Source organism: Curtobacterium sp. MCBA15_016 (assembly GCF_001865105.1).
GTDB lineage: Bacteria > Actinomycetota > Actinomycetes > Actinomycetales > Microbacteriaceae > Curtobacterium.
This window is the reverse complement of the sequence record NZ_MJGR01000005.1, coordinates 27,269-52,924: the sequence shown is the minus strand read 5'-3', so window position 1 is coordinate 52,924 and position 25,656 is coordinate 27,269. Positions and strand designations below refer to the sequence as shown.

The 25,656-nt window shown below is 72.0% G+C and carries 24 protein-coding genes and 5 tRNA genes; 18 read left to right on the top strand and 11 right to left on the bottom strand.

Features of this window, described 5'->3' with window-relative positions:
* Positions 1 to 246 precede the first annotated feature (246 nt).
* A tRNA-Gly gene (locus BIV03_RS03260) sits at positions 247 to 318 on the bottom strand.
* A gap of 42 nt (positions 319 to 360) precedes the next feature.
* Between BIV03_RS03260 and BIV03_RS03255 the strand changes: the two genes are divergently transcribed.
* The 9 genes from BIV03_RS03255 (at position 361) to BIV03_RS03215 (ending at position 6,312) form a co-directional block, all read left to right on the top strand.
* Positions 361 to 570: a hypothetical protein gene (locus tag BIV03_RS03255; RefSeq protein WP_070418928.1), complete on the top strand. Its 210-nt coding sequence runs from the start codon at positions 361 to 363 to the stop codon at positions 568 to 570.
* Positions 571 to 573: 3 nt separating this feature from the next.
* Complete coding sequence (locus tag BIV03_RS03250) at positions 574 to 1,050, top strand: DinB family protein (RefSeq protein WP_071294641.1); 477 nt, start codon at positions 574 to 576, stop codon at positions 1,048 to 1,050.
* Between the two features lie 69 nt (positions 1,051 to 1,119).
* On the top strand, positions 1,120 to 1,572 hold the full coding sequence (locus BIV03_RS03245) for a hypothetical protein (protein ID WP_071294640.1): 453 nt from the start codon (positions 1,120 to 1,122) through the stop codon (positions 1,570 to 1,572).
* An 87-nt stretch (positions 1,573 to 1,659) separates the two neighbouring features.
* Positions 1,660 to 2,358 (top strand): GAF and ANTAR domain-containing protein, encoded by a 699-nt coding sequence (locus BIV03_RS03240; RefSeq protein WP_083403173.1) that lies wholly within the window; start codon positions 1,660 to 1,662, stop codon positions 2,356 to 2,358.
* A gap of 12 nt (positions 2,359 to 2,370) precedes the next feature.
* Positions 2,371 to 3,084: a GAF and ANTAR domain-containing protein gene (locus BIV03_RS03235; protein WP_071294638.1), complete on the top strand. Its 714-nt coding sequence runs from the start codon at positions 2,371 to 2,373 to the stop codon at positions 3,082 to 3,084.
* A gap of 88 nt (positions 3,085 to 3,172) precedes the next feature.
* On the top strand, positions 3,173 to 4,270 hold the full coding sequence (locus BIV03_RS03230; RefSeq protein ID WP_071294637.1) for an acyl-CoA desaturase: 1,098 nt from the start codon (positions 3,173 to 3,175) through the stop codon (positions 4,268 to 4,270).
* Between the two features lie 29 nt (positions 4,271 to 4,299).
* On the top strand, positions 4,300 to 5,085 hold the full coding sequence (locus BIV03_RS03225; RefSeq protein ID WP_071294636.1) for an alpha/beta fold hydrolase: 786 nt from the start codon (positions 4,300 to 4,302) through the stop codon (positions 5,083 to 5,085).
* 102 nt (positions 5,086 to 5,187) lie between these two features.
* Positions 5,188 to 5,430, top strand: a complete 243-nt coding sequence (locus BIV03_RS03220; protein ID WP_071294635.1) for a hypothetical protein — start codon at positions 5,188 to 5,190, stop codon at positions 5,428 to 5,430.
* Between the two features lie 12 nt (positions 5,431 to 5,442).
* Complete coding sequence (locus tag BIV03_RS03215) at positions 5,443 to 6,312, top strand: SMP-30/gluconolactonase/LRE family protein (protein ID WP_083403172.1); 870 nt, start codon at positions 5,443 to 5,445, stop codon at positions 6,310 to 6,312.
* On the opposite strand, the gene BIV03_RS20280 is transcribed toward BIV03_RS03215, so the two are convergent.
* A complete protein-coding gene (locus BIV03_RS20280; protein ID WP_083403171.1) occupies positions 6,278 to 7,354 on the bottom strand; it encodes a GNAT family N-acetyltransferase in 1,077 nt (358 codons plus the stop codon). The genes BIV03_RS03215 and BIV03_RS20280 overlap by 35 nt on opposite strands.
* Before the next feature lie 44 nt (positions 7,355 to 7,398).
* Here BIV03_RS20280 and BIV03_RS03205 point away from each other — a divergent pair, with 44 nt between their 5' ends.
* Positions 7,399 to 8,079, top strand: a complete 681-nt coding sequence (locus tag BIV03_RS03205) for an HAD family hydrolase (protein WP_071294634.1) — start codon at positions 7,399 to 7,401, stop codon at positions 8,077 to 8,079.
* A gap of 61 nt (positions 8,080 to 8,140) precedes the next feature.
* A complete protein-coding gene (locus BIV03_RS03200; RefSeq protein WP_071294633.1) occupies positions 8,141 to 8,965 on the top strand; it encodes an ornithine carbamoyltransferase in 825 nt (274 codons plus the stop codon).
* Positions 8,966 to 8,978: 13 nt separating this feature from the next.
* Here BIV03_RS03200 and BIV03_RS03195 read toward each other — a convergent pair whose 3' ends face one another.
* From BIV03_RS03195 to BIV03_RS03180, 4 genes are all read right to left on the bottom strand, one after another.
* Complete coding sequence (locus BIV03_RS03195) at positions 8,979 to 9,302, bottom strand: hypothetical protein (RefSeq protein ID WP_071294632.1); 324 nt, start codon at positions 9,300 to 9,302, stop codon at positions 8,979 to 8,981.
* Positions 9,303 to 9,418: 116 nt separating this feature from the next.
* Positions 9,419 to 9,493: transfer RNA gene (locus BIV03_RS03190), tRNA-Val, on the bottom strand.
* A gap of 15 nt (positions 9,494 to 9,508) precedes the next feature.
* Positions 9,509 to 9,582: transfer RNA gene (locus tag BIV03_RS03185), tRNA-Cys, on the bottom strand.
* Between the two features lie 82 nt (positions 9,583 to 9,664).
* Positions 9,665 to 9,736: transfer RNA gene (locus BIV03_RS03180), tRNA-Gly, on the bottom strand.
* Positions 9,737 to 9,941: 205 nt separating this feature from the next.
* Between BIV03_RS03180 and BIV03_RS03175 the strand changes: the two genes are divergently transcribed.
* The 6 genes from BIV03_RS03175 to BIV03_RS03150 all read left to right on the top strand — a co-directional run bounded on the left by BIV03_RS03175 (position 9,942) and on the right by BIV03_RS03150 (position 17,289).
* A tRNA-Val gene (locus BIV03_RS03175) sits at positions 9,942 to 10,014 on the top strand.
* Positions 10,015 to 10,098: 84 nt separating this feature from the next.
* Complete coding sequence (locus BIV03_RS03170; RefSeq protein ID WP_071294631.1) at positions 10,099 to 11,628, top strand: DUF3375 domain-containing protein; 1,530 nt, start codon at positions 10,099 to 10,101, stop codon at positions 11,626 to 11,628.
* A complete protein-coding gene (locus tag BIV03_RS03165) occupies positions 11,625 to 12,428 on the top strand; it encodes a DUF4194 domain-containing protein (protein WP_071294630.1) in 804 nt (267 codons plus the stop codon). The genes BIV03_RS03170 and BIV03_RS03165 overlap by 4 nt, the downstream gene beginning before the upstream one ends.
* On the top strand, positions 12,425 to 15,793 hold the full coding sequence (locus BIV03_RS03160; RefSeq protein ID WP_071294629.1) for an ATP-binding protein: 3,369 nt from the start codon (positions 12,425 to 12,427) through the stop codon (positions 15,791 to 15,793). Before BIV03_RS03165 ends, BIV03_RS03160 begins: the two co-directional genes overlap by 4 nt.
* 468 nt (positions 15,794 to 16,261) lie before the next feature.
* The gene (locus BIV03_RS03155; protein WP_139201844.1) at positions 16,262 to 16,975 is read left to right on the top strand and encodes a glycoside hydrolase family 16 protein; all 714 of its coding nucleotides are present in this window, start codon (positions 16,262 to 16,264) and stop codon (positions 16,973 to 16,975) included.
* A 23-nt stretch (positions 16,976 to 16,998) separates the two neighbouring features.
* The gene (locus BIV03_RS03150; RefSeq protein WP_254790702.1) at positions 16,999 to 17,289 is read left to right on the top strand and encodes a hypothetical protein; all 291 of its coding nucleotides are present in this window, start codon (positions 16,999 to 17,001) and stop codon (positions 17,287 to 17,289) included.
* Positions 17,290 to 17,435: 146 nt separating this feature from the next.
* On the opposite strand, the gene BIV03_RS03145 is transcribed toward BIV03_RS03150, so the two are convergent.
* Entirely contained in the window at positions 17,436 to 18,899 is a 1,464-nt protein-coding gene (locus tag BIV03_RS03145) for a peptide MFS transporter (protein ID WP_071294627.1), read from the bottom strand.
* 205 nt (positions 18,900 to 19,104) lie between these two features.
* Here BIV03_RS03145 and BIV03_RS03140 point away from each other — a divergent pair, with 205 nt between their 5' ends.
* Positions 19,105 to 21,195 carry an acyl-CoA dehydrogenase gene (locus BIV03_RS03140; RefSeq protein WP_071294626.1) on the top strand — a complete coding sequence of 697 codons (2,091 nt, stop codon included), beginning with the start codon at positions 19,105 to 19,107 and terminating at the stop codon, positions 21,193 to 21,195.
* 20 nt (positions 21,196 to 21,215) lie between these two features.
* Here BIV03_RS03140 and csrA read toward each other — a convergent pair whose 3' ends face one another.
* The 4 genes from csrA to BIV03_RS03120 are packed head-to-tail and all read right to left on the bottom strand — an operon-like array spanning position 21,216 to position 25,656.
* The gene (csrA, locus tag BIV03_RS03135) at positions 21,216 to 21,476 is read right to left on the bottom strand and encodes a carbon storage regulator CsrA (protein WP_070418910.1); all 261 of its coding nucleotides are present in this window, start codon (positions 21,474 to 21,476) and stop codon (positions 21,216 to 21,218) included.
* Positions 21,477 to 21,480: 4 nt separating this feature from the next.
* Positions 21,481 to 22,449: a hypothetical protein gene (locus tag BIV03_RS03130; protein ID WP_139201843.1), complete on the bottom strand. Its 969-nt coding sequence runs from the start codon at positions 22,447 to 22,449 to the stop codon at positions 21,481 to 21,483.
* Positions 22,424 to 24,478: a flagellar biosynthesis protein FlhA gene (locus BIV03_RS03125; RefSeq protein WP_071294624.1), complete on the bottom strand. Its 2,055-nt coding sequence runs from the start codon at positions 24,476 to 24,478 to the stop codon at positions 22,424 to 22,426. Before BIV03_RS03125 ends, BIV03_RS03130 begins: the two co-directional genes overlap by 26 nt.
* Positions 24,475 to 25,656, bottom strand: coding sequence for a flagellar biosynthesis protein FlhB (locus BIV03_RS03120; RefSeq protein WP_071294623.1), 1,182 nt, complete (start codon positions 25,654 to 25,656; stop codon positions 24,475 to 24,477). Before BIV03_RS03120 ends, BIV03_RS03125 begins: the two co-directional genes overlap by 4 nt.

Genomic DNA, 25,656 nt, shown 5'->3' with positions numbered 1-25,656 from the left:
CGAGGAGATGCGGGATCCGTGCGGGAAACCGCACGGTCCGGGATCCGACCCATCCGGACGGGGCGCCGCTCCGGATCACCCGATGGGCGCCGACCGGACCACCCATCCGCCGGCGCTCGTGAGGGCACGGTGGCCCGCGCGTCCGAGGGGCGCGGGCACCCGAAGCCTGCGCCCCACGGACCGGATCCGGCCACCAGCCCGGACGACGAAGGCCCCGGTCGAGTGACCGGGGCCTTCGCAGTTCCGAGCGGATGACGAGATTCGAACTCGCGACCCTCACCTTGGCAAGGTGATGCGCTACCACTGCGCCACATCCGCGTACACGAGAACACTACCAGGCCGAGGGAGTTCGATCACACCATGAGCTACGTGCACGACAACCCCGGCGGTACCGAGGCCCACGGTGTGGACCTCGTCGACGGCGACGAACCAGCGGCGCGGATCCTCGTGCACGGCGACCTGCCGACGACGATCGAGCACGAGGGCCGGACCTGGCTGTCCTCCGGCGAGAGCCACGACGACGGCGACGACCAGGCGCCCCCGATCGCGATCTACCGGCCGGTCGGCTGAGCAGTGACCACCGCTCTGGAGGACGTCGTCGCCCTCTTCGAGTACGCCACCACGCGCCTCCTGGACCGCGTCGCGGGCCTGACCGACGACGAGTGGGCCTGGGAGCCGATCGGGGACGAACCGCGCGTGTCGATCCGCTGGCGGCTCGACCACATCGCCGAGACGCTCGACGAACCGCGCAACCGGGAGTTCCTCGGCGCCGGACCGTCCGACGAGGCGGCACCCGTCCCCGCGGCGTCGGCGGATGCGGCAGTCGCCGCCGTCTGCGAAGCCGCCGCCCGCTTCGCCGCGCTGGCCCGTGGGCTCGGCGACTCGGCGTCCGAGCCCCTCGGCCCGGTCGCGGGTCCGTACGGCGCCGACAGTCGGCTCTCGTTCGTCCTGCACGTCGTCGACGAGCTCGTGCACCACGCAGCCGAGGTCGCGCTGCTCCGCGACCTCCACGCCGGCTGGGAGCGTGCACATCGGGTGGCCCCACACTGACGGCACGGTGTCACCAGGGTGGACCGCGGAACCCCTCGGTCACCCTGGGGAACCGCCGAGGGAGACCCCATGACGAACCCATCCGAGGCGGCCACGACACCCCTCGCACTCACGAGCGTGGTGGCCTCCGGCCTCCCCAGCGAACTCGGCAGCCCCGCGGCAGCGAAGTACTACGACGTCCCGGCAGTCTTCAACCGTCGACCAGACGCCACCGAGACCACGGCGCTGCGCGGTGCCGACGGACACGCCCGGCTCGCCGCAGCCGGGTACCCCGACGTGACGCTCGACGTCCAGGACCGCCGCCTGGTGATCGGGCACACGAACCTCGGGCAGCTCGAACGCGGCCTCGCCACCGCCGTCGCGACGATCGTCGACACCGTCAGCCGCGCGTCGCTGGCCGAGAAGGAGGTCGCGCGGGACGCCGCACGGGCCGACTTCGACGACCGGACGGCCCGAGCGCAGGACGTGACACGGGCAGCGGAACGCATCCGCTTCGTCCCGGACGCAGCACGGGTGCACTAGGGTCTCGGAAAACGGACAATGCATCGACGGCCGGATGGACCGTGCGACGGATCGCACGACGGCGGACGACCGAGAACGGTGTCACCCATGGATCAATTCGCTGCTGCAGCGGCCGCCATGCAGGCCGCGCCGGAGGGTACCGACCTGTGCCCGCCCTTCCTCGCCACCCTCCCCGTGACGAGCGTCGGCATCTCGACGCTCGGCGACCCGTTGGGCTCGATGACGGTGTGCGCGAGTGACGCGATGGCGGAGCGGGTCGACGAGATCCAACTCGACCTCGGCGAGGGACCCTGCTGGCAGGCGCTCGAGACCCGACGCCCCGTCCTCGAGGCCGATCTCACCGCCACGACGACCGCGACCTGGCCCGTCGCACTCGAGGAACTCCTCCGTGCCGGGGTCGGTGCGCTCTTCTCCTTCCCGATGCGCATCGGCACGATCCCCGTCGGTGCCGTCGACCTCACGGTGGGCGAGGAACGGACCCTGACCCGCGGGCAGGTCCAGGGGGCGATCGAGCTGAGCACGGTCGCCGCTCGGCGTGTCCTCCGGGACGCCCTGCTCGCCGCTGCCGCCGACGGGCGCGCGGACATGGAGCCCGGACGATACTCGAGGCGAGAGGTGCACCAGGCCACCGGTATGGTCGCAGCCCAGCTCGGCATCAGCGTCCAGGACGCCCTGCTCGTCCTGCAGGCCCACGCGTACGCCACCGAACGCACCGTCCGCGACGTCGCCGCGGACATCATCGAACGCCGACTCGACCTCGCCCGGCCGTACGGTTCCGAGACCTAGGGAGTACGAACCATGGCACCGACCCGCGAGCACCGACTCGTCGACACCTTCGTCGCCCTGACCGACATCCTCGTCGACGACTACGACGTGGTCGAACTCCTGCAGAACCTCGTCGACAGCGTCGTCGACATCTTCGACGCGTCCGCCGCCGGCATCCTGCTCGTCAACCAGTCGCAGGAGCTCGAGGTCCTCGCGTCCACGAGCGACCGGTCGAGCTTCCTCGGACTCCTGCAGCTCGACGCCGGCGAGGGCCCCTGCGTGGAGTGCTTCGCCACCGGGCGCCCGGTCTCGGTGCGCGACCACGCCGAGATGGAACGTCGGTGGCCGACGTTCGCCGCGGCCTCGGCCGAGTCCGGCTACGCCTCGGTCCACGCCATCCCGATGCGCCTCCGCGACACCACGCTCGGGTCGCTCAACCTGTTCCGCGAGACCGAGGGCGCCCTGAACCGCGACGACGCCCTCGCCGCCCAGGCGCTCACGGACGTGGCCACGATCAGCATCCTGCAGCAGCGGTCGCTCGAACACGCCAACCTGGCGCAGCAGCAGCTCCAGCGCGCGCTCGACAGCCGGATCGTCATCGAGCAGGCGAAGGGCTTCCTCGCCCAGACGCACCGGATCGACATGGACCAGGCCTTCGCGAAGCTGCGCGCCCACGCGCGGTCCAACCAGGAGCTGCTCGCCGACGTCGCGCGCGCGGTCGTGGAGCGGCGACTCGTCATCCCCTGAGCCGCGCAGGTCGCTCCGCGTAGCGTGCAGGACACCACGTAGCCCCGGTCCCCGGTTACAGCGTCACCGCTGCACCCAGGAGGACACCATGGTCGACGACACGACCGCACCGGTCGGCTACCGGAAGACCACACCGCGCGACGGCCGGCCCGACACGACGTCGACCTACACCGCGCTGCTCGCCCAGGTCCGCACCGCCGGACTCCTCGGTCGTCGGACCGGCTGGTACTGGGGGCTCGTCGCCGTCCTCACGGCGCTGCTCGTCGCCACGGGCACCGCGTTCGCCGTGCTCGGCGGCTCGTGGTGGCAGCTCGTCGTCGCGGGGGTGCTCGGACTGCTCTTCACCCAGTTCGCGTTCCTCTCGCACGAGGCCGCACACCGGCAGGTCTTCGCCAGTCACGACTGGAACGACCGTGCCGCACGGTACGTCGGCACGTTCCTGACCGGCATCAGCTACGCCTGGTGGATGAACAAGCACACCCGGCACCACGCGAACCCGAACACGGTCGGCAAGGACCCGGACATCTCGTTCGACGCGATCTCGTTCCGGGCGGAGGACGCGCGGAGCCGCACCGGCTTCCTGCACGTCCTCGTCCGGGTGCAGGGGTGGGCATTCTTCCCGATGCTCCTCGTCGAGGGCGCGAACCTGCACTGGCAGTCGATCCGCACCTACACGGGACGCGGCGCCGTCAAGCACCGCTGGGCCGAGGGGTCCGTCTTCGCCGGACGCTTCGTGCTCTACGTCGGCGCGGTCTTCTGGGTCCTGCCGATCGGCATTGCGTTCGCGTTCCTCGGGGTCCAGCTGGCGGTGTTCGGGTTCTGCATGGGGATCGCGTTCGCGCCGAACCACAAGGGCATGCCGATCATCGAGGCCGGACGCCGGGTCGACTTCCTCTCCCGCCAGGTGCTGACCTCCCGCGACATCAGCGGCGGGCGGTGGGTCGAGTTCTTCATGGGCGGGTTGAACCACCAGGTCGAACACCACCTCTTCCCGAGCATGGCCCGGCCGAACCTCCGTGCGGCGCGGAACCTCGTCCGCCGGTACTGCGACGAGCAGGGGGTGCCGTACACCGAGACGACCCTCGTGCACTCCTACGTGATCGTCGTGCGGTACCTGAACGAGGTCGGCCTGGCGGCGAGCGATCCGTTCGCCTGCCCGGTGGTCGAGCGCTTCCGGGCCCCGTGACCGTCGGCGGTCCCCGCTAGGGTCCGGGCGTGATCACACGCACCACCGGTCAGGGTCGCCCGCTCGTCGCCGTGCACGGCTTCGGCATCGACCACCGCATCCTGCTCCCCCTCGAGCACGCCGTCGCGGACGCGCCGTGGCGCTGGGTCCACCTCGACCTGCCGTGGGTCCGCGAGTCGCCGGGGTACGACCCCTCGGCCTCGAGCGCGCAGGACGTCGCCGACGCCGTCCGGGAAGCGGTCCGTGCGCACCTGGGCGACGAGCCGTTCGCGATCGTCGGCAACTCGTTCGGCGGCATGGTCGCGCGCTCCGTCGCGCACGAGCTCCGCAGCCAGGTGCTCGGCCTCGCCACGATCGTCGGCGTCGTCGAACCGGACCACGCACGCCGACGAGTGCCCCCGCGACAGGTCGTCCTCCCCGATCCGGCCGTGGTCGCCGCGGCCGAGCCCGGTGCTGCCCGCGACGACTTCGCCGCGCTCAGCGTCGTCCAGACCACCGCGACGCTCGAGGCGTACGAACAGTCCGTGCTCCCCGGCCTGCGCGCCGCCGACCAGGCCGTGGTCGACCGGATCGCGTCCGACTACGCGCTGCGCACCGAACCCGAGGCGCTCCACCCCGATCCGTTCACTGCACCGACACTGCACCTCTTCGGCCGTCAGGACGACGTGGTCGGGTACGAGGACGGCTGGGCGCTGCGCGACCACTACCCCCGCGCGACGTACGCCGTGCTCGACGCGGCGGGGCACAACGCCCACCTGGAACGTCCGGCCGTCGCGGCGGCACTGTTCCGCGACTGGCTCGACCGGATGGCCTGAGCCGGGGCGTCCGCCGCCCAGCCGCCGAGGACTACCGTCGAGCCAGGTGACCCCAGCCCACGGCCGCCGGAACGATCCCATCGTCCAGCGACCGGAAGCACCATGACCTCCCTCTCCAGCACCGAGCACGCCGAGACCGACGACGTCCGCTGGGCGGCGGTCGATCCGCGGACCTGGGAGGCGCGGTGCGGCTCCGTCGTGATCGGCACGGTGGTCTTCGGGTCGCGGTACGTCGTGCGGCTGCGGGACGGCGACATGACCGGCTTCCACACCAGTCTCGAGAGCGCGAAGGCGCAGCTCGAGGCGTGGGTCCGCTGGCAGTCGGGGCCTCCCGGCGAGCTCTGAGAGGCTGGGTCGGTGCACATCACACTCGACTCCACGACCGCGACCGACGTCGTCACCGACATCCGGTTCCCCGAGGGCAACCGGTGGCACGACGGCAGGCTCTGGTACTCCGACATGCACACGGGCGAGGTGTTCTCGCTGCGCACCGGCCCGGGCGCGCAGCCCCGGCTTGAGGCCACGGTGGACGGGCAGTCCTCGGGCCTCGGGTGGCTGCCCGACGGCCGGTTGATCGTCAGCGCGATGGAGTCCCGCACGGTCGTGGCCGTGGGCGAGGACGGCGCGGCCGAGGTGTTCGCCGACCTGTCCGGGGTCGAGTCCTCGCTGCTCAACGACCTGGTCGTCGACGACGCGACCGGCCGCACCTACATCGGCGCCTTCGGCTACGACCTCTACGGCGGTGAGGAGCTCCGCCCCGGCCCGCTCTGGGTGATCGACACCGACGGGTCGCACCGCCTCGCCGCGGACGGTCTCGTCTTCCCGAACAGTGCGAACGTCCTCCCGGGGACCCGCACGCTCGTGGTCAGCGAGACGTGGGGCGGTCGTCTGACGGCGTTCGACATCGAGCCCGACGGTTCCCTGACCGGACGACGCGAGTGGGCGGCGCTCCCCGCCGGCACCACGCCGGACGGCAGCACCGTCGACCGCGACGGCGCGGTCTGGGTCTGCTCCGTCGACACGGGCGAGTTCTTGCGGGTCGTCGAAGGCGGCACGGTGACGGACCGCATCGAGGCCCCGGGTCGGTGTGCGATCGACTGCGCGCTCGGCGGCGAGGACGGGCGCACGCTCTACCTCGCGACCGCCGACAGCTACGACCCCGCCGTGACGGCACGGACCCGGGCCGGTCGGATCAGTTCCGTGCGCGTCGAGGTCCCGGGGTGGTGACGGCGACCGGTCGGTCGTGACGCCGCGCGGAGATCGCTCCGTGCGGCCGCGGGGTCGCGTCGTCGGCGTCCCGGGTGACCGTCTCGACGACGTCGAAGCCCGCTGCGGAGACCGCTGCTGCCAGGCGGTCCACCGACCACCGGTGGGCGGTGGTGACCGCGTGGTCGAACGGCTCCACGTCCGGTCCGGTGGGGAACCCGACGAGCAGCCGGCCGCCGGGGCGGAGGACCCGCGCGAACTCCTCGAGCGGACGTCGCAGGGCAGCCGGGTCGTGGTGGATCAACGAGTACCAGGCCAGGATGCCTCCGAGGCTCTCCGGCTCGTCGGGGAGCGCGTCGACGTCCGCGACCGCGAACGGGATGCCCGGGTGCGCCTGCCGGGCGTGGGCGACGAACTCCGGGACCCGGTCCACACCCCGTGCGTCGTGACCGAGCGAGGCGAGCTGTGCGGTCCAGTGTCCGGGGCCGCACCCGGCGTCGAGCAGGGGTCCGTCGACGGTCGACGCCCACGCCGTCACCAGCGCCTCGTCGGCCGCGTGGACGGACGTCATCGACCCCAGGTGCTCGATGTACTCGACGGCGCGACGCGAGTACGCCGACGTGACGGGGTCCGGGTCGCCGGGACGCACCATCACCACGTCGACGTCGTCCTCGTGGTCACGGACGAACCCGTGCCGCTCGTAGAGCCGCTGTGCCGCACTCCCCTGCAGCACGATGAGCCGCGTGTCCCCGGCGTGCGGCTCGGCCAGCACGGTCCGCAGCACCGACGACCCGATGCCGCGCCCCTGCAGGTGCGGCGCGAGGTACAGGTGCTCGATCCACCGGTCGCTGCCGTCGACCCGGACCGTGACGGAGCCGACGTCGGCACCGTCGACCACGATGACCCGCGTGCTGTCGGGCAGGAACCCGCGCCGCAGCCGCTCCCGGACGCGCACGTCGTCGTACCGGCCGAGTCGGCGGAGGTCGGCTCGGAGCACCTCGGCCCGGAGCTCCGCGATCCACTCCACGTCGTCGGGGGTACCGGGGCGCTGCGAGATGTCCATCCCCGCCATCGTACGGTCGCCGGGACACGCCGTAGCCTGGCCGCGTGGCACCTTCGCGAGCGGTCGGGTTCGACCTCGACGGAACCCTCTTCGACCACCGGGGCGCGGCCCGCACCGGCGCGGAGCAGTTCCTCACCGGGCTGGGCGTCACCGTCACCCCGTCGGTGCTCGACGCCTGGTCCGCCGCCGAGGACGAGCACTTCGAGCGCTGGCGTTCCGGCGAGATCGGCTTCCAGGAGCAGCGGCGCGAGCGGCTCCGGACCGTCCTGCCCCCGCTCGGGATCGTGCTCCCCCGCGACCCCGACGCTCTGGACTGCGTGTTCGAGCGGTACCTCGACGCCTACCGCGCCGCCTGGCGTGCGTTCCCGGACGTTGCGCCGCTGCTCCGCGAGCTCCGGACGCGCGGCTACCGCCTCGGGCTGCTGACGAACGGGTCCGCCGCGCAGCAGTCCGAGAAGCTGGCCGCGACCGGACTCGACACCGCCCTCGACGCGGTGTGCATCTCGGAGCGCATCGGCGTGCAGAAGCCCGACGAGGGAGCCTTCCACGCACTCGCCGAGGCACTGGGGGTGCCCGCGTCGGCGTGCCTCTTCGTCGGTGACGACCCGGTCAACGACGTCGCCGGGGGCCGGGCCGCAGGGATGCGCACCGTCCTGGTCGACCGGTACGCCGACGGTGCACCCGACGTCCGGCACCATGTGCTGTCCGCGCTCGGCGAGTCCTGAACGACGCGGCGTCCCGGTCGGCTCGTGCCGTGGGGCTCGCGCCGTTCCCTAGGCTGGTGCGATGCGCTCCCTGACCCGGCTCGACGACTGGACGGCAGACGAGGTCGAGGAGGTCTTCGCCCTCGCGGACGCGTACCGCACCGGTCAGGGGCCGACGACCGACGGCTCTGCGGTGATGTTCTTCCCCGCGACCAGCCTGCGCACGCGGGTCACGTTCGAGCGCGGTGCCGCGACGATGGGGCTGCAGCCGATCGTCTTCCCGGACACCACGCTCGACAAGCCCGAGGCGCTCTCGGACGTCGCCGGCTACCTGGCCTCGTGGGCGGACGTCCTCGTCGTCCGCCACCACGACCTCGCCGTCGTCGAGGGCCTCGCGGGTGCCGGAGCACTCCCCGTCGTGAACGCGATGACCGACGAGAACCACCCGTGCGAGGTGCTGTCCGACCTGTACGCCCTGCGGCGGGAGCAGCGCGACCTCGGCACGCTGCGCTTCCGTTTCGTGGGCGCCGACGGCAACATCGCCCGGGCATGGCAGGAGGCCGCCCGCGTCCTGCAGCTCGACCTGGTGCAGTGCTGCCCCGCCGACCTCGCGACCCCCGGAGCCGCGTGGACGGACGACCTCGCGACCGCGATCCGGACCGCTGACGTCGTCATCACCGACGGGCCCGGTCGGCATGCCGAGGCGCTCGAGCCGTTCCGGGTCACGGCGGACCTGCTCGACACCGCACCGGCCGGCGTCCGCTTCGCCCCGTGTCCGCCGTTCGTGCGCGGGCGGGAGGTCAGCGCGGACGCCGTGGCACACCCGGCCTTCGTCGGGCACGGGTTCAAGGGGTCGCTGCTGCCGGTGCAGCAGGCCGTGCTGGCGCACTGCATCGGTCTCGCCTGATCCGGCCGACTCCCTACCGCTCGACTCGCACGGGAGCGCGGCCCGACCGACCAGCCCGGACCCGGAGACATCGCACGGAGAGCGCGATGCCCACTCCGTCGAGCACGACGAGGAGTCCGAGCGCGGCGTGCGCGACCACCCAGAGCGCAGCGTCGTGCGGGAGCAACTGCGACGGGTCGAACGCACCGGTCGACTCCGAGCGGTCGACAGCCCAGTCATCAGCCTCCGTGTACAACGTGAAGAAGGCGACGAACGCCGCGTTGAACACGGCCGCGAGCGCCCAGATCACCGAGACCGTCACCCGGGAGAGCGGCCGGGGCGCACCGACGTCGGACATGGGGCAACCGTAGACGGGAACGACCGGGCGACCGGCAGGGGAACCGCATCCTGGCGTGAGCGTCCTCGAAGGGACGGAACGACGAAAGCCCCCGGTTTCCCGGGGGCTTTCGTCTGTGGTGGGCGATACTGGGATCGAACCAGTGACCTCTTCCGTGTCAGGGAAGCGCGCTACCGCTGCGCCAATCGCCCAGAGGAGTGTGGAACTGGAGGTGGGGACGGGATTCGAACCCGCGTGGACGGCTTTGCAGGCCGCTGCCTAGCCTCTCGGCCACCCCACCATCGAGGTTCACGTCTCCGTGAGTACCCGAACGGTGGGATACCCTCTGGTGAGTCGTGACGTTCCGGAGAACACCACACTCGAGCGGATGACGAGATTCGAACTCGCGACCCTCACCTTGGCAAGGTGATGCGCTACCACTGCGCCACATCCGCATTTGTCTGACCCGCTGTCGCGGCGACGACGTAAACTCTATACGAACCCGAGGGCATCCACCAAAATCCTCCTCGTTCACCGGGCGTGTCCCCCGTGTTCATGCGGATCGGGCGGGTTCCACCGTCCGCGCCACACCCGGGACGCGCGCTGTGTTCGGCACCGGCCCCGGCATCCGCTACTATCGACTGGCACGCACAGTGCAGGGGGCGATTGGCGCAGTTGGTAGCGCGCTTCGTTCACACCGAAGAGGTCATCAGTTCGAGTCTGGTATCGCCCACCCACCCGCAAGAGCCCGGCGCAACAGCGTCGGGCTCTTCGCATCTGTTGAGACAGTCACCAGCCAGATCGGACGAAGGGGCGCATGACCGACGTCGACCTCGAGTTCGCCCGGGTCCGGGCAGTCCTCGACCGTCCGACCCTCCGGCTGATGTCCCGGCCGACCAGTGCCGTCGTCCTCGCCGTGTTCCGCACGGTGTTCGACCGCGACGTGCAGTACGTCCCCGCGGACCGGATGCACCTGCAGGTCGAGGAGCACGTCGCACGGCTCCAGGCCGCCGGCGCGCGCACCCCCGCGAGCGAGCAGGCGGAGCAGCCCGAGCAGGACGCCCGACCGAACGGCCGCGCCCTCTGCCGCGAATGGGTCGCCGCGCAGTGGCTCGTCCGCTCGAACTCCCCCGACGGCGACGAGCAGTACTCCCTGACGAGCCACGCGCTCGAGGCCCTGTCCCTCGTCGACGCCCTGTCGTCCGACCGGGCGCTCATCAGCGAGAGCCGGCTCGCGATGATCGTCGACGCCGTGCACCGCTGGGCCGCCCGCGCCGAGCCCGACCCCGACGTGCAGATCCGCCGCATCGACGCGCAGATCGCCGAGCTCCAGGCCGAGCGGGAGCGACTCGAGCACGGTGACGTGGACACCGTGGACGACGCCCGGATGCGCGACGGCTACACGAACATCTCCGACCTGATCCGCCAGCTCCCGAGCGACTTCAAGCGTGTGGAGGAAGCGGTGGCGACGATGCACCGCTCGATCGTCGAGGACTTCCGGCAAGAGGTCCGTCCGATCGGCGAGATCCTCGACGACTACCTCGCCCGCACGGACAACCTCATGCAGGCCACGCCCGAGGGCCGTGCGTTCGAGGGGGCGTTCGAGCTGCTCCGCGACGACGCCCTGCTGCTGCGGCTCCGAGACGACATCGCGACGATCCTGGCCCACCCCTTCGCGGACTCCCTCGGGGCGTCCGAGCGCCGGGCCTTCCGCAACACGGTGGTCATCCTCCGCCAGGGCATCGAGGACGTCCTCGCCCAGCGACGACAGCTCACGGCGACCCTGCGCGACCAGATCGTCGCGCACGACGTCGCCCGCGACCGCGAGCTCGACGCCGTCATCCGGTCGATCGAGCGCGGGCTCGCGACCTGGATGGAGCAGGGGTCGGCGCGCGACCGGCTGCCCCTCGGCCTCCTGCCGGCGACGGCCGAGGTCGGCACGCTGCGCGAACGGTTCTACGACCCGGACGCCGAGTCCGTGCCGCCCGCGATCGAGGAGCCGGACGACGACGTCTTCGAGGAACTCGACGTGGAGACGCTCCGGCGACACGGCGGACCGCTCCTCACCGAGCTCCGCGCGGCACTGCGCTGGGCCGAGGCCGACTCCAGCGTCGACGCCTTCCACGGCCTGCCGCCGGAGCAGCGGCGTCCGGTCGAGCTCTTCGGGCTCGCGCACCTCCTCACCGGTCACGAGGACTTCGAGTCCGCCACGCACCTCGCGGAGCACCGGACGGTCCGTCCCGACGGCAGCCCGGTCACCTTCCACATGCCGACCGCGGCGCTCACCGACGAGCGCCACGACCGGACGCCAGACACGAACGACGAACACGCACAGGAGGCGCGGTGAGCGACACGACGCCGGCACCGGTCGACGAGACGGTCCCGTACGACGACCCCGCACCCGTCCCGCAGGACGACGAGCGCGACGAGCGCGACGAGACGAGCTTCGCCCTCTTCGAGGGCGACGAGGGACGACTGGACGACCGGCAGCGCCGTGCCCTCGTGGCGCTGCTCCGCAACTCCTACGTCAGTGCACGGACGCACGCCGACGAGTGGCGCGCCGTGCTCGACGCGGAGTACCAGCTCCGCTCGCGCCTCAACGACCTGTTCCTCGAACTGCACGTGGACCGCGACCGCGAGGTCGCCTGGAAGCGTCAGGCCCGCTCCGAGAGCCAGCGCCGCGGCTTCCCCACCCTGCTGCGCGACGTCCCGTACACGCGCGAGGAGACGATCGTCCTCGTCTACCTGCGCATGCGCCTCCGCGCCGACACCCGCCCGGGCCCGGACCAGGTCGTCGTCGACCGCTCCGAGATCCTCGGGCACGTCGCCGGGTTCCGCCCCGCGACGGCGACCGACCGCACCCGTGACGAGGGCCGCGTGGCGAAGGCGGTCGAACGCCTCGTGACCGCCCGGATCCTGCTGAAGACGAGCGACCCGGACCGGTTCCGGGTCGCGAGCGTGGTGGAGGTGCTGCTCCCGCTGGAGCGGCTGCGCGACCTCGACACGTGGTTGGCGAGCACAGCGTCGCGGACCGCCGCCGCGCCCGGGGACGCGACCACCCCGGACGGCGAGCCGACCGACGGGGACGACCCGTCCCTCCTGGCCGACGAGACCGACACCGACGACGAAGGCGAGACGGAAGCGTGACCGACACCTTCGAGATCCCGGCCCTGTTCGACACGGTCGCGCAGTGGCGCGCCGAGTCGATGCAGGTCGTGAACTGGGGCGGCTTCCACGGCCACCGCCAGGTCGAGCTGTCCGGCACCGCGACGCTCATCTCGGGCGCGTCCGGCACCGGCAAGTCGACACTGATGGACGCGTACCTCGCCGTGATGATGCCGTCGGACGTGCCGTTCAACGGCGCGTCGAACGACGCGACCACCGGGCGCGCGCGCAGTGCCGACCAGCGGAACCTGCTGACGTACCTGCGCGGCAAGGTGGACACCCGTCGCGACCCCGAGTCCGGCGCCCTGCGCGACGTGAACCTGCGCGGCGACGACCAGACCACGTGGGGTGCCGTCGCGGTGACGTTCCGGAACGACGACGAGCGGCGCTTCACGGTGCTGCGCGCGTACATCGTGCCGAAGCGTGCGCGGGGCGTCGGCGACATCCAGATGACCATGGCGACGGTGGACGACACGTTCGACCTGCGCCGGCTCGAGGAGTTCGTGCCGACGCGGTTCCACCACCTCGAGCTCACCGGACGCGTGCCGGGGCTCGTCATCCGCGACACCTACCAGGAGCTCGCGTACACGCTGCAGACCCGCCTCGGGATCGGCGACTCCGGCGGCGGCAACCGGGCGATGCGGCTCCTCGCGCGCATCCAGGCCGGGCAGCACCTGCCGACCGTCGACGCCCTGTACAAGTCGCTCGTGCTCGAGACGCCGGGCACGTACGAGGCCGCCGACCGCGCCCTCGCGCACTTCTCCGCCCTCGACGAGGCGTACGAGGCGATGGACACCGAGGAGCGCAAGGTCCGCATCCTCTCCCCCATCACCGAACTGCACGCCGAGATCGCGCGCTCGAGGGCCGCGGCCGAGGCGCTCGACGGGATCGCGACCGGCGCCGAGGTCTCCCCGTTCGCGCACTGGACCGCATCGCGCAAGCGCGCGCTCCTGGACGCCGAGGTGGACCGCAACGGGCGCGAACGCACGGCTGCCCGCGCCGAGGTCGCCGCGGCGGAGGCCCGGCACGCCGCGGTCGAGATCGAGCTGCGCGATGCCGAGGCCCGGCTCCGCGACCAGGGCGGGAACGCGCTGGCGCAGCTCGAGGACCGCATCGACCGTCGGACGCGCGAGCGCGACGCCGTCGTCCGCACCCGGGCGACGTTCGACGAGCGGACGGCCGTGCTCGGGTCGCCCGTGTCCACCGAGCAGTCCTTCACCGCCGCGCAGCGGGCGTCGCACGAGTTCCTCGGCACCTACCCCGCGTCGCGCGCGGAGCTCGACGAGCGCCGTGACGCCCTCACCCGCGAGGAGTACCCGCTCCTCGACCGCGAGCGGTCCCTCCGCCAGGAGCGTCAGTCGCTCGAGCACCGACAGGGCGCCATGCCGCTGCCGATGCACGAGGCCCGACTGGCGATGGCCCGCGCCGCCGGCATCGACCCGTCCGAGCTGCCCTTCGTCGCCGAACTGCTCGACGTGCTGCCCGGCGAGGAGCGCTGGCGCACGGCGATCGAGTCCGTCCTGGCGCCCGTCGCCCGCACGCTCCTGGTCGACCAGGACCGCCTCGCCGACTTCAGCGAGGCGATCGACGCGCTCCGCCTGCCGGTGCGCGTGCAGTTCGAGGGCGTCCCGACGGGGCCGCACATCGACGTCGACGGCGACCCGTCCATGGTGTCCGGCAAGCTCGCGATCAAGCAGTCACCGTTCAGCACCTGGGTGCGCGAGCGCATCGAGTCCGACCGCACCGACGCCCGGTGCGTCGGGTCCGCCGCGGACCTCGGCGGCGGCGGTCGGCGCGTCACCGAGTCCGGGCAGCTCCGCGACGGTCGACGCGGTGCCCACGGCGACCGACGTCAGGCGAACGTCATCGGCTTCACGAACGAGGCGCGGGTCGCCTCGGTGGAGCAGGAGCTGGCCGCGATCGCCGAGGACCTCGCCACGCTCGAGGCCCGGCGCACCGACGTCGCGCAGGACATCACGGCGCTCGACGTCCTCCGCGCCGCGCACCAGCACATCGTCGACGTCACGTGGGAGGCGATCGACGTCGTCGGGCTCGAGGAATCGCTCGCCCGCCTCGACCAAGAACGCCAGGCACTCCTCGCCGCCGACGACGGCCTGCGCACCCTGCGTTCGGCCGTGGGTCGGCTCCGGGCGTCCCTCGACGAGGCGTCGGACCGTCGCGCCGCTGCCCGCCAGTCCGTCGCCCGGCTCGAGGAGCGGCACGCCGTGCTCGTGGACGGTCAAGACGCCGCGGCCGAGATCCTGTCGCGCTTCGAGGACACCCCAGACGCCCTGCCGGACGACCGACAGGCGCAGCTGCTGTCCGAGACGTTCGAGGAGATCGGAGCGCCGGACGGCGTCGACGGCTTCGACGACGCCACCCGCCGACTGAAGCGCCGGCTCGAGGAACGCCTCGCGCAGGCGCTCGACGGCGCCGCCTCGGCCTCGACCGCGTTGACGCTGACCTTCCAGCGCTACCAGGACGCCTGGCCGGACCCGAACCTCGGGACCGGCGTCGCGTCCTACCCGGACTACCGCGCCATCCTCGACCAGATCGTCGCGACGGGCCTGCACTCCCGCCGGAGCGAGTGGCGCCGACGCCTGTCGCAGTGGAGCGGCGAGGACCTCGTCCCGCTCGCCGGTGCCTTCGACCGGGCCGTCGTCGAGATCGAGGAGCGGCTCGAACCGGTCAACGAGATCCTCCGCGAGCTGCCCTTCGGTGCGAACCGCGACCGGCTGAAGATCCAGATCCGCCGGGTCACGCGCGAAGAGGTCACGGCCTTCCGCCGGGAGCTCCGGGCGCTGTCGGCGTCGGTCGACACCGAGCTGACCGACGACGTGCTCGAGACCCGGTTCCGCCGGCTCCGACGCTTCATGGCCGTCATCCGCCCCGACCCGTCCGTCCCGCGTGGCGGCCGGACCACGCAGCGCGACGCCGTGCTCGACGTCCGTCGACACATGGAGATCACGGCCGTGCGGTACGACACCGCGGGCAACGACCTCGGCGTGTACTCGTCCCTCGGCGACAAGTCCGGCGGTGAGACGCAGGAGCTCGTGGCGTTCATCGTCGGTGCCGCGCTCCGGTACCAGCTCGGCGACGAGACCCGGCCGCGGCCGCGGTTCGCGCCGGTGTTCCTCGACGAGGCCTTCATCAAGGCCGACTCGGAGTTCGCGGGGCGTGCGGTGACGGCGTGGCTGCGGCTCGGGTTCCAGCTCGTCGTGAGTGCGCCGCTCGACAAGGTCACGGCGCTGGAGCCCTCGATGGAGCGGCTCCTGTCGATGCGCAAGCACCCGGACACCGGGCACTCGTCGATCACCGAGATCGCGCGGGCTGCCGTGGGGGCGTAGGCGCGCCGCCCGTCCCCGGGTCGCCGCCCGTCCGTGGGCTGACCGCCCGTCCCCGGGCCGCCGGGGTCGCACGAACTGCCGCCCGGCGCCGGCAGCAGCGGCACCTCGTGCGACCTCAGCGACGGGCGCACGGCATGTCGTGCGACCGGGGCGACCGTCACCGCCACCCCCGGACTGGGGTGCCGGCAACAGCAGGCCGGTGGGCACTCCTTGACTACGATCGCCAGGAGCTCCACCGACTCCAGCAGGGACCGTACCGTGACCACTCGCACACGCACCGCAGGCGCGATCGTCACCGGGCTCCTCGTCGCCGGCGCGCTGGCTGCGTGTGTCCCGTCCTCCACGGCACCGGGATCGACAGCGGCACCGACCACCGCCACAGCGACTCCGCTGGTCACACCGACGCCGACGCAGACGCCGACGCCCACACCCACCGCGACCCCGACTCCGACCGCGACGCCGACCGCCGTGCCGACGACACTCCCGGTCGGCGACGTCACGTCGAACGGCCGCACCTGGCGGCAGTCGTACGCCGAGGACTTCACGAAGCCCGCCGCACTCGGCACGGTGGCATCCGTCTACCCCGGCATGGGCCTCTACGACGGATTCCAGGACACCAGCGGACTCGGCACGTACGCCCCTGCGAAGGTGCTGTCCGTCGCCGACGGCAACCTCGACTTCAATTTCCACTCCGAGGACGGCCGACCGCTCGTCGCCGCGGTCATGCCGGACGGGTACGCGCCGCACACGACGGCACGCGTCAGCATCCGCTACAAGACCACGGTCACCGACGGGTACAAGTTCGTCGGCATGCTGTGGCCGTCCTCCGACGAGTGGAACGACGGCGAGATCGACTGGCCGGAGTCGCTCACGCTCGGGGCATCGCCGCGCCCAGCGTCCGCGATCCCGGGGACGTACGCGAACCGTCACGTCAAGTACGACCGCTCGGTACAGGTCCACGCGAAGACCGACACCACCGAGTACCACGTCGCCACCACCGAGTGGGACACGGGCATCGTCCGCTTCTACTGGGACGGGGAGCTCGTCTCCTCCACCACCGAGGCCGTGCCGACGAAGCCGATGCGCGTGACCCTGCAGGGCGAGACGTGGACCGACCACGGCGCCGTCCCGACGGACGCATCGGGCACCGTGTCCGTCGACTGGATCTCCATCTGGAACTGACCCGCGCGCGGTACGGTGGGCGCGTGTTCGGACGCCGCTCCCCCAGCCCCCGCCCCCACGACCGACCGGGCCTCGGCATCGGCGCCCTCGTGCGGGTCGTCGACACCGACCAGGGCGGCGAGGAGTGGGCCGACGAACCGATCGGCGTCATCGTCGCACCGGGCGCCAGCCAGCTCGGCGGGACCCAGCGCACCTGGACGGTCGCGTTCGAGGAACCCGTGTACACGAAGGACGGTCGCGGCCCGTTCGAGCGCGCGACCGTCCTGAGTCGTCAGCTGGTGCCGGTCGAGCCGGCACCGGACACCGAGGGCTAGTACTCCTCGTTGCCGCTCTTCATCATGGCCGCGAAGGCCATGCAGACCCCCACGCCACCGAGCACGCCGATGCCGATGATGACGCCTGCGATGAGTTCGAGCATTGGTGACTCCTTGGTTCCGGGGCCGGTCTGGCTGCCCTCAGGTTAGCGGATGCCGCGCATGAGCTTCAGCACCGGCTTGGCGAGGACGAGCAGGACGATCCCGACCGCGACGGCGACGAGCCCGAGGACGGCGAAGTACGGCGCCTCGTCCGTCGGGTCGTAGTACTGCGAGAGCACCCCCGTGACGGCGGTGCCGAGCGACACCGACAGGAAGAACAGGGCCACCATCTGCGTCTGGAACTTCGGCGGTGCGAGCTTCGTGGCCACCGATTGGCCCACCGGCGACAGCAGGAGCTCGGCGATCGTGAAGACGAGCAGGATCCCGACGAGGGCGAGCAGCGGCGTGCCGTTCTGCCCGGTGCCGACGAAGGGCAGGAAGAGCAGGAACGCGACGCCCATGATGCCGGTGCCGAGGGCGAACTTCGTCGGGGTGGACGGCTGGCGGTCTCCGAGCTTCGTCCAGATCGCCGCGAACACACCGGACAGCACGATGATGAAGACCGGGTTGATGGACTGCACCCACGAGACCGGCATCTCCCAGCCGAACAGGGACCGGTCGAGGCGCTCGTCGGAGTAGACGGTCACGACGGTGAACTGCTGCTGGTACAGCGACCAGAACACCGCACTGCCGATGAACAGCGGGATGAAGGCGAACACACGCGACCGCTCCTGTGCGGTGATGCCGCTCGAGAGGATCACCACGAAGTACCCGATCGTGGCGAGGATGACGATGGCGACGACCACGGTGGGCAGGTTGTCGACGTTCAGGAGCCCGGTCAGCACGGCGACCACGATCACCGCGAGTGCCACGAGGACGAGCACGCCGATGAGCGGGAGCCGACGGCGGTCGACGGGGTTCGTGACGTGCCGCACGGACTCCGGCAGCTTGCGGCGGCGGATCGCGTACTGCACGAGCCCGGCCGCCATGCCGACGGCGGCCAGGCCGAAGCCGTAGTGGAAGCCGAGCGAGCTCTGCAGCAGGCCGGTCAGGAGCGGCCCGAAGAACGCCCCGAGGTTCACGCCGAGGTAGTACAGCGAGAAGCCGGCGTCACGGCGGGGGTCGTCCCGGCTGTAGAGCCCACCGACGATCGTCGTCGCCGTGGCCTTGAGCCCGCCGGAGCCCAGCGCGATGAGCACGAGGCCGACGCCGACGCCCGCGACACCGGGGATGAGCGCGAGGGCGATGTGCCCGAGCATCACGACGACGGCGCTGCCGAACAACGTCCGGTCCGCACCGAGCAGCCGGTCGGCGATCCAGGCGCCGATGATGGTGAACAGGTACACGGCGCCGCCGTAGGCACCCATGATCCCGCTGGCGACGCCCTTGTCGATGCCCAGTCCGCCCTGCGAGAGCGTGTAGTACATGTAGATGAGGACGATGCCCTGCATCCCGTAGAACGAGAACCGCTCCCAGAGCTCGACGGCGAACGGCGTCGACAACTCGAACGGCTGCCCGAAGAAGGTCCGCCCGCGTGCGGGCGTGGTGGTACCTGACATGCCGCACATTCTGCCCCTCGGAGCCGGGCCACGCCGAATCGCTGAACTCGCCTCAGGAACGCCGGGCGCGGTCGTTTGGAGGGTTCCCACGACCGCGGCCGACCCACGGGCCACCCGCGTTGTCAGCCCCGGACGGCGTTCACGCGACTCGCGGGTCCGATCAATAGCGTGGGTTCTGCAACACCGGACAGAGCAGTTCAGGAGGGCTCCGACCATGGTCGACACCGCACCCGTCCACAGCACGAACACGCCCAAGGCCGACGCCGCCGGCGACCCCGCCGCGGGCACGCCCGCCGGCGGGACGGACACCGACGTCCGGATCGACGTCGACCTGCTCGCCGAGCACCTGCTCGGCCGTTGGGCGGACGACCGCCGAGCCTCGCGCCGACTCGCACTCGACCCGGCGATGCACAAGGTCGAGGGCATGCCCTACGCCGACGCTCGCGCCCGGACGCTCGACCAGCTCCGCATCCTCGTCGACGCGGGTGCGATCCAGCGCCCCTACCCCGAGGAGTTCGGCGGCTCGAGCAACCACGGCGGCAACCTCGCCGCGTTCGAGGAGCTCACCACGGCCGACCCCTCGATGCAGATCAAGGCCGGCGTGCAGTGGGGGCTGTTCGGCTCGGCCGTGCACCACCTCGGCACCGAACGGAACCACCGCGAGTTCCTGCCGGGCATCGTCTCGTTCGAGGTCCCCGGCTGCTTCGCGATGACGGAGACCGGGCACGGCTCGGACGTCCAGAGCATCGCCACGCGGGCGACCTACGACCCGGCGACCCAGGAGTTCGAGATCCACACGCCCTTCCGCGGTGCGTGGAAGGACTACATCGGCAATGCCGCCCTGCACGGCAAGGCCGCCGTCGTCTTCGCGAAGCTCGTGACGCAGGGCGTCGACCACGGCGTCCACGCGTTCTACGTGCCGCTCCGCGACGCCGCGGGTGCGTTCCTGCCCGGTGTCGGCGGCGAGGACGACGGCTACAAGGGCGGCCTGAACGGCATCGACAACGGCCGGCTGCACTTCGACCACGTGCGCGTCCCCCGCACCAACCTGCTGAACCGCTACGGCGACGTCGCCGAGGACGGCACCTACTCCTCGCCGATCGCCTCGCCCGGTCGCCGCTTCTTCACCATGCTCGGCACCCTCGTGCAGGGCCGCGTGTCGCTCGACGGCGCCGCGGTCGTCGCCCAGAAGATCGGCCTGGAGATCGCGCTGACGTACGCGGCACAGCGCCGCCAGTTCCCGACGGGCGACGGCACCGAGGGTGTCCTGCTCGACTACGGCCGGCACCAGCGCCGGTTGATCCCCCGCCTCGCCACGGTGTTCGCGCAGTCGTTCGCCCACGAGAAGCTCCTCCGCACCTTCGACGACGTGTTCAGCGGGCGTGAGGACACCCCGCAGCGTCGCGAGGACCTCGAGACCCAGGCAGCGGCCTTCAAGTCGATGTCCACGTGGTCGGCCCTCGACACGCTCCAGGAGTGCCGCGAGGCCTGCGGTGGTGCCGGGTTCCTCGCCGAGAACCGCCTCACCGGACTCCGCGCCGACCTCGACGTCTACGTGACGTTCGAGGGCGACAACACCGTGCTGCTCCAGCTCGTCGGCAAGCGCCTGCTCACCGACTTCCGCGCGAAGGCGCCGAAGGACCCGGCGTCGACCGCGAAGTTCGTCGCGGCCCAGGCGGCCACGAAGCTCGCCGACGCAACCGGCCTCCGGCGCCTCGGGCAGACCATGACCGACCGCGGCTCGCTCGCCGCCTCCGTCACGGACCTGCAGGACGCCAGGACGCAGCGCGACCTGCTCGCCGGCCGCGTCGACACGATGGTCACCGAGATCGGCATGCGCCTCGCGTCAGCCGGCAAGGACCGCGCACGCGGTGCCCGACTGCTCAACCGCTCGCAGCACGAGCTCATCGAGGCGGCCAAGGCCCACGCCGAGCTCATGCAGTGGGAGGCCTTCACCGAGGCCATCGACGAGGTCCCGCCGGGAGACACCCGCCGCGTGCTCGTCTGGCTCCGCGACCTGTTCGCCCTCGGCCTGCTGGAGCAGCACCTCGACTGGTACCTCATGCACGGGCGCATCACGGCGCAGCGGGCACGGGCGGTCTCTGCGTACATCGACCGCCTCGTCGCCCGGGTCCGGCCGGTCATCCCGCAGCTGCTCGACTCGTTCGGGTACGAGGCCGGCCACGTCCGCGCACCGATCGCGCTCGGTGCCGAGCAGGCCCGGCAAGACGAGGCGCAGGCATGGTTCGCCGCCGAGGCGGCCGCGGGTCGCCTGCCCGAGCAGGAGAAGAAGCCCCGCGCATAGCGCTGGACGTGGGGCGCGCGTCAGGCGTCGCCGGCGGGCCCGCGGTCCTCGAGGGCCCGGCGGAGCCGCGCCTCGGCGTCGTCCCCGGCGCCGGCAGCAGCGGCAGCGGCCTCGGCGTTGGCCTCGGTCACCGCGCGCACGACCTCTTCGCGCTGGATCTTCACCCCGCGAGGCGCGTCGATACCGATCCGGACGCCGTCCCCGCGGCTGTCGAGCACCGTGATGACGATGTCGTCACCGACGAGGATCCGCTCGCCGACCTTCCGCGTGAGTACCAGCACCCGTTCAGCCTAGCGACACGACGGGGACTCCCAGCAGGTGCACCGACTCCGGCGTGGCGGTCTCCCCCGCGCCGATCGCCACGACCCCGGCCACGTGGGCCCGGTCGGCGACCGCGGCGAGCATGCGGACCGAGTCCTCGTGCTTCCGACCGACGTCCACGACGACCCAGACCTGGTCGGGTGCGAGTCCGGCGGCCGTCGCGACGTCGTCCCAGGCGGCGACCGCGAGCAGCGCGTACCCGTCGCGGACGCCCTCGGCCCGGGCGAGGATCCCGCTCCGCCGGTCGGCCGCGTCGGTCGGCCGGAGTGCGTGTCGGGTCGCGAAGATCCCGGCGGCCGCGTCCACGTCGTTCGGACGCCCGACGAGCAGCACGAGGTCGCCGTCGGCGGACCGGACCGACGGGGCGGGCCGTGTGGGTGCGGTGGCGGCGACCAGCTGCTCGGCCATGACGTCGTCGACGAGCCGAGCCGTCCCTCCAGGAACGACCGACGGACCGGGCACCACGGACGCGACGGGTACCGCGGACGGACCGGGCACGTCCAGGAGGCGCGACCCACCCTGCTCCTCCGCCCCCGCCTCCGGCAGTGCACGCGTCGGGCGCGGGGCGCTCCCCGTGATCCCGTCGGCGACGAAGCCGTCGAGCACCGACGCGAACGCGTCAGCCCGCGTGGACGCGGTGCCGTCGTGGCCGGCGATGCGCGCCTCCGCGGCTTCGGCGTCGGCCAGGAGCGCGGCGATGCCCGCCCGCTGCACCGGCGAGTCGGCGATGGCGACGCGCGCCGTCGGGACGTCGTCGGGGCCGGGGACCTCGACGGTCGCCTCGACGTGCGCCTTGCGGAACAGCCCGCCGATGCCCGGTGTGGTGACGCGCTCGGCGGCGACGATGCGTGCGCCCGGTCCGAACTCCGAGCGAACGGCGTCCCGGAGCTCGTCGAGCGTGGCGCCGTTACGCTGCAATCGGGTCGGCGGCACGGACCACTCCCACGGTCTCGATGGTGGAGCCCGCGGCGGTGGCCTCCTGGTAGGAGAGCACCGGCAGGCCGTTCGACTGCGCGGAGACCATGCGGTGCACGGCCGGGCGGAGCTGCGGGGCGCAGACGAGGACGGCGGAGATCCCCTGGTCCTCGACGGAGCGAACGGCCTCGCGGAGCGACCCGAGGACCTGCTCGATGCGGTGGGCGTCGAGGACGATCTGGGTCCCCTGCTCGGACGGCCGGAGCCCCTCGAGCATCGACTGCTCGAGCAGCGGGTCGATCATGATGACCCGGAGCGTGGCGGCGTCGAGGTACCGGGCGGGCAGCGCGGGGCCGAGTGCGGCGCGGGCGGCCTCGACGAGCCCCTCCGGGTCGGTCGACACCTTGGCGCGGAGCGTGAGGCCCTCGCAGATCCGGCCGAGGTCGTTGATCGGGACCCGTTCGGCGAGCAGGCCCTGCAGGACCCGCTGCAGCTCGGCGAGCGAGAGCATCCCGGGGACGAGCTCCTCGACGGCCGCGGGGTTGACCTGCTTGACGCCCTCGGTGAGGACCTTGACGTCCTCGCGGGTGAGGAGCCGCGCGGCGTTGTCGCCGATGATCGCCTGCAGGTGCGTGACGAGCACGGAGACGCGGTCGATGACGGTCGCGCCGGTCATCTCGGCGGCGTGCCGGAGCTCGGCTGGGACCCACTTGCCGGCGAGGCCGAACACCGGTTCGACGGTGGTCTCCCCCGGGAGGCCCTCGAGGTGGTCGCCGAGCGCGAGCACGCTGCGCGACGGTGCGGTGCCCCGGCCGGCCTCGACGCCGGCGATGCGGATGGCGTAGGTCGACGGCGGGAGCTCGATGCTGTCGCGGGTCCGGACGGGCGGGACGACGATCCCCATGTCGATCGCGATCTTCCGGCGGAGTGCCCGGACGCGGCCGAGCAGGTCGTCCGAGGCGCCGGACACCATGTCGACCAGGTCGGGCGCGAGCAGGATCTCGAGGGCGTGCACGCGCATCTGCTCGATGAGGTCCTCGGGGGTGTCGGCGCTCGGCGCGGCGGCCTCCATGGCCTGCTGCTGAGCGACGGCCGCCTCCTCGCGCTTGGTGTTCTGCCCGAGGCGCCACCCGATCACGAGCAGCGTGGCGCCGATGACCAGGAACGGGACGATCGGCATGCCGGGGATGAACCCCATCGCGATCGCCGCGACGCCCGCGATCACGAGGGCGTTCCGCGACTGGGTGAGCTGCTGCGACGCCGAGGTGCCGATCTCGGTCTCGGCGCCGGAGCGGGTGACGATCATGCCCGTCGACACCGCCATGAGGAGCGCCGGGATCTGCGTGACCAGCCCGTCGCCGATGGTCAGGATGCCGTACTTCGACAGGGCGTCGGTGATGGACAGCCCGTTCTGCACCATGCCGATGGCGATGCCGCCGACGAGGTTGATGACGATGATGAGGATGCCGGCGATCGCGTCGCCCTTGACGAACTTCGACGCACCGTCCATGGCGCCGTAGAAGTCGGCCTCGGCGGACACGGCGGCACGGCGTTCCTTCGCCTGGGCGTCGGTGATGAGCCCCGCGTTGAGGTCCGCGTCGATCGCCATCTGCTTGCCGGGCATCGCGTCGAGGGTGAACCGTGCCCCGACCTCGGCGACGCGCTCGGCGCCCTTCGTGACGACGACGAACTGGATGACGACGAGGATCAGGAAGATCACCGCGCCGATGATGATCGAGCCGGAGACCGCCACGTGGCCGAACGCCTGGATGACGTCGCCGGCGAACCCCTCGCCCAGGACGAGCCGCGTCGACGCGACGTTCAGGCCGAGCCGGAACAGCGTCGCGACGAGCAGCAGCGACGGGAACACCGAGAAGTCGAGCGGCTTCTTCACGAACAGCGTCGTGAGCAGGATCACCAGCGCCAGCAGGATGTTGCAGATGATGAGGAAGTCGAGCAGGAAGGACGGCACCGGCAGGATCAGCAGCAGGATGATGCCGACGATGAAGACCGGGACGACGAGCTTCGGCAGGTCCTTGCGGTTCATGCGGGCACCCCTTCGGGAGTCGGGTTCGGGCGGAGCTTCCGGGGGCGGAGGTCCCCGCTGATCGTGGCCGGGTCGATGACCGTCGCGACCTCGTCCGGGGTGGTCGGCCGCGGCGGCGCGTGCGTCCCGGCCGCCGCGCCCCTGGCCTTGAGCGCCATGACGAACGACAGCACGCGGGCGACCGGCGTGTAGAGGTCGACCGGCACCTCCTGCCCGAGCTCGCACGCGGCGTGCAGCGCACGGGTGAGCGGGACGTCCTGGACGATCGGCACCCGGGCCTCGAGCGCCTTGTCGCGGATCATCGCCGCGACCGGACCGGCGCCCTTCGCCACGACGCGCGGCGCGGACTTCCCCGGCTCGTACGACAGCGCGACGGCGTAGTGCGTCGGGTTCGTCATCACGACGTCCGCGGTGCCGATCGCCTGCACCATCCGGTTCCGGCTCATCGCGAGCTGTCGGGACCGGCGCTGGGACTTCACGAGCGGGTCGCCCTCGGCGTGCTTGTTCTCGTCCTTGACCTCGCGCTTGGTCATCATCGTGCGCTTGCGGTTGCGGCGGATCACGACGAAGACGTCGAGCGCGGCGAGGACCAGGCCGGCGACGATCGCCGCCCGCAGCAGGGTGCCGGTCCCGGCGGCCGCGGCGTCGAGCACGGCGGACAGCGGCAGCGACCCGCTCGTCATGAGGACGGGGACGAGTGCCTGCACGGCCGTCCAGAGCACGAGGCCGACGACGGCGGTCTTGAGGAGCGCCTTGCACCCGTTCCAGAGCGCCTGGGTGCCGAACACCCGCTTCAAGCCCTGGATCGGGTCGAAGTGCTCGGGCTGCGGGGCCAGCTTCCGGACGTGCACGCCGCCCTGCGCGACCGCTGCGGCGAGCACGGCGACGGCGACGACCCCGAGCATCGGGCCGAGGGTCCCGCCGAGCGAGCCGAGGGCCTCGTGGAACACGGCGTTCATGGTGCCGATCGTCGGGTCGGCGATGACGCGCTGCACGGCTCGGAGCTGCTCGGAGCCCGCGGCGGCGGCGTTGCCGATCGCGGACGGCATCATGAGTGCCGCGACCGCGATCCCGATCCACGCGCCGAGGTCCTGCGACCGCCCGATCTGGCCCTTCTGGTGGACCTCGCGCATGCGCTTCTGGGTCGCCTGCTCGGAGCGTTCTCCGCTGTCGGACAC